Source organism: Ferdinandcohnia sp. SAFN-114, assembly GCF_059415045.1.
The window spans coordinates 54420-61055 of the sequence record NZ_JBPFDQ010000023.1 but is presented as its reverse complement, the minus strand read 5'-3'; the positions used below and the strand labels follow the sequence as shown (position 1 = coordinate 61055).

The following is a 6636-nucleotide window of genomic DNA, read 5'->3' as shown; positions in this document are numbered from 1 at the left end:
ATTTAAACTTTTTTATGAAGGCTACCAAGCGAAAGCGCGGTAGAAAAATCTGTGTCTATTTTCTTGACATAGTATCAGTATATAGGGGATTGGGGCCACCCTCGAAATCAAAAAATGTTATGTTTCACAAAAAGGAAAGAATAATGAGGTGTTTTAGACATGACAAACAAAGGGAAAAGTAATTGGTTAAAAGCAGGAGATAAACATTACAAAGCTTATGTTGGTCCTCCCAAAAAGTATGACCTTATTTCAGCTATGCAGTTTAATTTGCTCACATCATTAGGGCTAAGGGAGATTCATACTTTGTTAGACATCGGGTGCGGGTCCTTAAGAGGAGGAAAACTATTTATACCATATCTACTTCCAAATCGATATTATGGCATAGAACCGAACCAATGGCTGGTTAATGAAGGAATAGAAAAAGAACTCGGTAACGATATTATTAAGGTAAAAAAACCAAGATTTATATATCGATCTGATTTCTTATTAAGTACATTCAATATGAAGTTTGACTATATATTAGCCCAATCTATTTTTTCGCATGCCTCGCCTGCCCAAATAAATACATGTTTACTAGAAGTAGCAAAATGTATAAAGGAAAATGGAACTTTTATTGCTACGTTTGTTAAGGGAACAACGGATTATAAGGGGGAAAAATGGGTATATCCAGGTTGCGTTAAATATACACTTAAAACAATGGAAGTTTGGGCTGAAAAGGCTGGTCTTAGTTTCACTGTATTGCAATTCCCACATCCAAATGGCCAAACGTGGGCGTTATATAAATTAAGAAAATAAAAAAGGAAAAGAGAGTTATTCAATTAGTCTATTAAAAAGGCATGGATTTTAAATAAGACTAGGACAAACATACATTCCATTTATTCAATAAATGAATATAGTATAAAAAGGTTTTTACCTACAATATTTTCCTTATTCTTTTTTAGGAGGTGAAAATAGAATGTCTAGAGAAACAAAACGAGTGATTATTGGATGTAAAAAAGGGTATAAAGGAATACGTCAATTCATTCATAACTGTCACATTAATGCTTCTATTGTTCAAATGGATGACCATTTAAATATTTGTGTCTGTACGGTATCAGAAGAACAGATTTCCTCTTTTAAATCTTATTTTTCTTCAAATCCAAATGTAAGGTTTGTTGAAGAGGATCAAATTAGAAAGGTAAATGTCATACCCAATGATCCGCTTTTCCCGGAGCAATGGGGCATCTCAAAGGTAAGGGGTACCCGTGCCTGGAATCGAGCTGTCATTTCACCACCAAGTGTGCCGATTGCTATTCTGGACACAGGCATTGACCAAAATCATGAAGATCTGTCTTCTCGAATAGTTGACAATCAAAATTTCACTGATTCACCAACTGTAGACGATTTATATGGACATGGAACCCATGTAGCGGGAATCGCAGCTGCTATTACAGATAATTTAATTGGTGTTGCCGGTATGGGATTTAATTCACCGCAACTATTAAATATCAAAGTCTTGAACGATCAAGGAGTTGGTTTTGATAGCTGGATAGCTCAAGGTATCGTTTATGCCACAAACCAAGGAGCAAAAGTGATCAATATGAGCTTTGGAGGACCTGGTGCATCTCAAACACTTCGGGAAGGGATTTTATTTGCTAGGGACAAAGGAGTCGTTGTTATAGCATCAGCTGGGAACGAGAATACGGATACAAGAAACTTTCCAGCAGCATATAATTATTCAATTAGTGTTGCTGCAACAGATCAGAATGACCAAAAAGCGAATTTCTCCAACTTTGGCGCTTCATGGGTTGATGTGGCCGCTCCTGGAGTTACCATCATTTCCACTTGCCCAAACCATCCGAACGAAATTGAATGCACAAATTATGGTTCTTTAAGTGGAACTTCTATGTCTGCTCCATTCGTAAGTGGACTTGCGTCTTTACTTATTGCAACAAATCCAGCTTTGACCCAAGGACAAATCAAAAAAGCGATCCAAAAAACTGCTGAAGAAATTGATGGTACCGGAGTTTTATACCAGTACGGAAGAATAGATGCGTTGAAAGCTATTACACGTGCTAAAAATTAGTATATTCCAAATAACTACAAATAATATAGGGTTAGAAATTAAACAGAAGTTAGAAAAAACCGGGCAAGGCCCGGTCCTTTTATATTTAATGGTATTTTGTAACTTGGTCAGTAAAAAAACCAATATAGCTAACAATCTACTAAATATTCAGTTTGTGAAATTATAGGGGGAGGCTCTTTCTTCCGAAAAGGTATAGTATCTCAGGAGTCTAATAATTTGAGATAATTTGAGGCAAACGTATATATCTCTGGAATTTTCATTAATTCTTTTAATTGTCCTTTTATAATTATTTCATTGTATGGAGATCCTTTAAGTAGGTTTTTTAGTGGAAGACCGTTTGCATTATTAAATGCAACCTTATTTAACATAAAATAAAATGACTGTTTAATTTCAGCATATTGATTTGGAAACAATTTATTAAGTTGAAGATAAGAATCGTATATATAATGAACATTGGTAGGTGTAATATGGAACAATACTAGTGCAAACACCCTCATTTGGATTTCAGTATATTTTTTAAAGAAAAAATAAAAATTACGGTCCGCATCATTATTATTCGTTTCTGCAATTGGATGCTCTTGATGAAAAGTCACTAACCCCGGGTGGTTTACAATTTGAATTCCAGCTTTATGCAACCGGTATCCCATCTCAATATCATCCCACCCATAGCCAGGATATTCCTCAAAAAACCCTACCTTTTTTAAATCTTTCAATTTCACTGATACATTTCCCGTACAGAAAATAAACCATGGAAAATGAAATTTTTCCATTTCATTACCAAAAATATTAAAAAGTGTTTTTTTAAAGTGACGTTGATGTTCTTTTCCAAAAGAAAGGTTGATAAAGTTTTGATTGTTAATGTCTTTATCTGAAAGAATTTGTAGTGGATTGTTTGGTTCATTTTCACATAATTCCTGTATATCCTTTCCATATAATTTCAGCATATTATTGAGATGTCTTTTTTGAGAAATGCTAAAATTAGGATAATACATTGAGTATACCCCTCTTAATATCATACTGCCACTTACGGCCACACTTTTATTGTTCTGATGCGCCATGTAATGTTGATAGATAAAATCAGGCTTAACAAGAATCTCGGCATCTAGAAAAACAATAACCTCACCTCTTGCATGTATTATCCCTAAATTACGAACACTAGGTCGGCCAATATTTGTGTGGCTTCGAATATATTTAAAAGGAAAAGAAAACTTCTCTTGTATTAATATAGAGATGGATGAATCAGTAGATGCATCATCGACAAGAAGAACTTCAAATTCATCTTTTTTGAAATTTTGTAACTCAAAAGACTTCAATGCTAATAAATTTTGAGGATATTTATTATAATTAGGCATAATAACACTTACCTTTGTTTCTTGTTTTACGCCATTTCGATAAGTGGAATTGTTATAATAATCAACTCCCCAATAAAGATCCATCTCACCTTCAAATAAAGATCTCCTTATATTTTTTTTTATTTCTTCCTCTTTTAAACTTTTTTTCCAAACTTTTAAAGAACGGACCTCTCCTTTAAAATGGTTCCCCTCAAGATTTCCTCCAAAAACACCGGATGGAATCACATGTCCTTTTCGACTTATGCTACCTTCTTTTACCTTTTCTCCATTAATGTAAAGTTCTGGTTTTTTGTTTTTATAGACGAGCGCGACATGTGTCCAATCTAGTATTTCTTTCTCATAATTCAGAACAGGAACATAAGAAAGGTCTGCACTATTTTCATAAACAATAATACCGTTTGTTGCCACGGATAATCCAACACCTGCGTTAGCATAATTTTTGCAGCTTGTTGGAGCTATTAAAAAGGACTTATATTTAGTTTCTGGTGGTACATTTACCTGATTAAAAGTATGACTTTTTTTAGGCTTTATCCAACATTCATAGGTAAAATTATCCTTTATGTCTGTAAACAGTGGATCTATTCCAATAATTTCATTACCGGTAAACGTAAGAGAAGAATTTTCCTTTTCGTATCCCATTTTTTCAAGTAAAGGCCTTGCTAAGTTATTAAATTTTTGCTTAGTGGTTTGAGTAAATTCATGTTTCCAATTTCCAATTTTACCTGTACGGAATGTATCAGATTTTTTAGGATTATTAGCAGCTTCCATTAGTAATATCAAGTTCTGTATTTCTTCTTCGGATAGTGCATTCTCGTTCTCGTATAAGAACTTCAGTATTCTTTTAAGTTGATATCTTTGGGAATCTCTTGAGCAAACTAGGTCTTCAAAACGGATTATTAATATGTCAGGATCATTCATCCAGTTTAAATAGTAATTTATCGAATCATAGAATGATGGATAGTTAAAGTTGTCAGTTTCAACCCCTTGTAAAAGAGCGGATAATCTTTCTTCTTTATTAAACTTATTTTTTGTAAAATATTGGGCTATAGGTGTATGAGATAGCTCTTTCATTAAGTAATATTGAAATGAGACTAAGATATCCCTGGGATCACGAATCAAAAAAATATGTTTTACCTTTTGGTTTTTCATCAATTGAGCAAATAATTTATCGTAGTGAATATGTCCACACATATAGTGGTTTTCTCCCGCACTCCTGATTTGGTAAAAATGATTTTCAGGTGTATTTATCCCGGAATATATAAATCCCTTATATACAAGATGAGGTATTCCAGATAAAAGTTGTCGGAGTAAATGTGTTCCACTCTTATGAATACTATTGACTAAGAACGGGGGAAGGTTTGGAATTTTTGTATTCAAAATTCTATCTCCTTTCAAAAAATTTTAACCAGTTAAAATTTATATACACGAAGGGTATTTTAATAAGAAAATTTTGTATTTAACTATACTCTCCTTAATTAATAAATAGATTTATTTAAGATAAAATGATCGAGATGATGATCTTCCAACAGTTAGTTAAGTTAATCTTTGTTTGAAAGTAAACTGCGGATAGCCTGAGAATACTTATCTTTAACGATATTAAATTCCTCCATTTGTTCTTTACGATGAATGACAGACCCCATTAGATGGTGGGTTCTATAGTTAGTCAAACTTACAGGAAAATAATGAATTGGATATAGAAGTGCAACTCTAATCCAATATTCATAATCTTGTGCGTACTTTAGTTTCTCATTAAAATAACCTACTGATGAGATTATTTCTTTTGACATCATGACGGTACAGCCATTAATAGGGCAACTAACAAGGAAAGTACGCAGGACCTCCGAGTCATTCAAATAATTTTTACTTACATTTTTCTTAATCAGATTGCTATGTTCATCAATCAAATTAAAATCTGTAAACGATATCAAAGAGTTTTTTCGCTTCATATATTTAACTTGCAATTTAATTTTATTTCGATGAAATAGATCATCAGAACTGAGCCAAACTATATATTCTCCTTTTGCCTTTTTAATACCTTGATTTAAGGCAGCAGCAACACCTTTATTCTTTTGTTCTAGATAGATCATCTTTGATAAATATTGCGTAAGTAAATTAGTATTCCGAGTTGACCCATCATTAACAACAATTATTTCAATATTAGGATAAGTTTGTTTTAACACACTTTCAATTGCTTGATCTACATATGGGCAATTATAAAAAGGAATAATTACACTTACCAAAGGCTGAAAAGCATCCACCACCATTCACTCCTTTATCTATTTATTTGAATTTTATCCTTTTCTTTTTGTTAACCTGGTTATTCATTTGCTTTCAATTTATGATGTTTACGGTAAAAGGTTAAGATATCTTGTAATGAATTTTCAAATAGAATTGTTGGCTCCCATCCCAAATCTTTTAGTGTTCGAGGAATAATTTCCACATGTTGTTCATTTTTGTCAGTTTGTGATATTACTTCAAATTCTGCCTCAGTTAAAGTTTTAAAGTTGTTAATAACTTCTCCTAAGGAACGACTTTTCCCCGAACAAATATCATATATTTCGTTACTTTTCCCCTTTGTTAAAAGGATTTCATATGCTCTAACTGCATCTCTTACATCTATAAAATCACGTTTCGCGTTTAGATTATTTATGTTAATAACCTTATCTGCTCTATTTTCCTCTATTTCTACTAATTTTCGTGCAATAACTGAACAAACACCATTCGAGAAACCGGGTCCTATTAAATTTGAGGGTTTAGCGATGACAATATGCATATCGTAAAGATGGGCCCACGAATGTGCGATAACGACTTGAAGTGTTTTGCTTAAACTATAAGGATGGGTTAGGGTTGTTGGCATAGTTGGATCAAATTGGAGGGCAGATCCGACAATAATAATTTTACAATCTAATTTCTCCTGACGGATTGCCTCTAGTAAAAAAGCTGTAGACATACTATTTATCTCCAGCGAAGAAATCGGATCAATCCATGAATGTCCAACGTGGTTTTGTCCTGCCAAATGTAGAAGATACTGGGGTTGAGTTTTTTTAACTAATTTTGTTACTGCATCTCTATTTGTAAGATCACAGGCTTCTATTTTAATTTCATCATTTAAAAAATTACTTTTTCTAGAAACTCCTATTACATCAAATCCAGCATTTAAAAAATACTCTATTGCGTGTTGACCGGTAAACCCACTTGCTCCAGTAATTAACAATTTAG

The 6636-nt window shown here is 33.0% G+C and carries 5 protein-coding genes; 2 read left to right on the top strand and 3 right to left on the bottom strand.

Going from position 1 to position 6636, the window contains the following annotated elements; translation table 11 throughout:
• Positions 1 to 159: 159 nt before the first annotated feature.
• A complete protein-coding gene (locus ACR65M_RS09685; RefSeq protein WP_440273209.1) occupies positions 160 to 795 on the top strand; it encodes a class I SAM-dependent methyltransferase in 636 nt (211 codons plus the stop codon).
• A 160-nt stretch (positions 796 to 955) separates the two neighbouring features.
• Positions 956 to 2065 carry a S8 family peptidase gene (locus ACR65M_RS09680; RefSeq protein WP_440273208.1) on the top strand — a complete coding sequence of 370 codons (1110 nt, stop codon included), beginning with the start codon at positions 956 to 958 and terminating at the stop codon, positions 2063 to 2065.
• Positions 2066 to 2265: 200 nt separating this feature from the next.
• On the opposite strand, the gene ACR65M_RS09675 is transcribed toward ACR65M_RS09680, so the two are convergent.
• The 3 genes from ACR65M_RS09675 to ACR65M_RS09665 all read right to left on the bottom strand — a co-directional run bounded on the left by ACR65M_RS09675 (position 2266) and on the right by ACR65M_RS09665 (position 6631).
• Positions 2266 to 4794: a glycosyltransferase gene (locus ACR65M_RS09675; protein WP_440273207.1), complete on the bottom strand. Its 2529-nt coding sequence runs from the start codon at positions 4792 to 4794 to the stop codon at positions 2266 to 2268.
• 161 nt (positions 4795 to 4955) lie between these two features.
• Positions 4956 to 5657: a glycosyltransferase gene (locus ACR65M_RS09670; RefSeq protein WP_440273206.1), complete on the bottom strand. Its 702-nt coding sequence runs from the start codon at positions 5655 to 5657 to the stop codon at positions 4956 to 4958.
• A 77-nt stretch (positions 5658 to 5734) separates the two neighbouring features.
• Positions 5735 to 6631 carry an NAD-dependent epimerase/dehydratase family protein gene (locus ACR65M_RS09665; protein WP_440273205.1) on the bottom strand — a complete coding sequence of 299 codons (897 nt, stop codon included), beginning with the start codon at positions 6629 to 6631 and terminating at the stop codon, positions 5735 to 5737.
• Between the last annotated feature and the right edge of the window lie 5 nt (positions 6632 to 6636).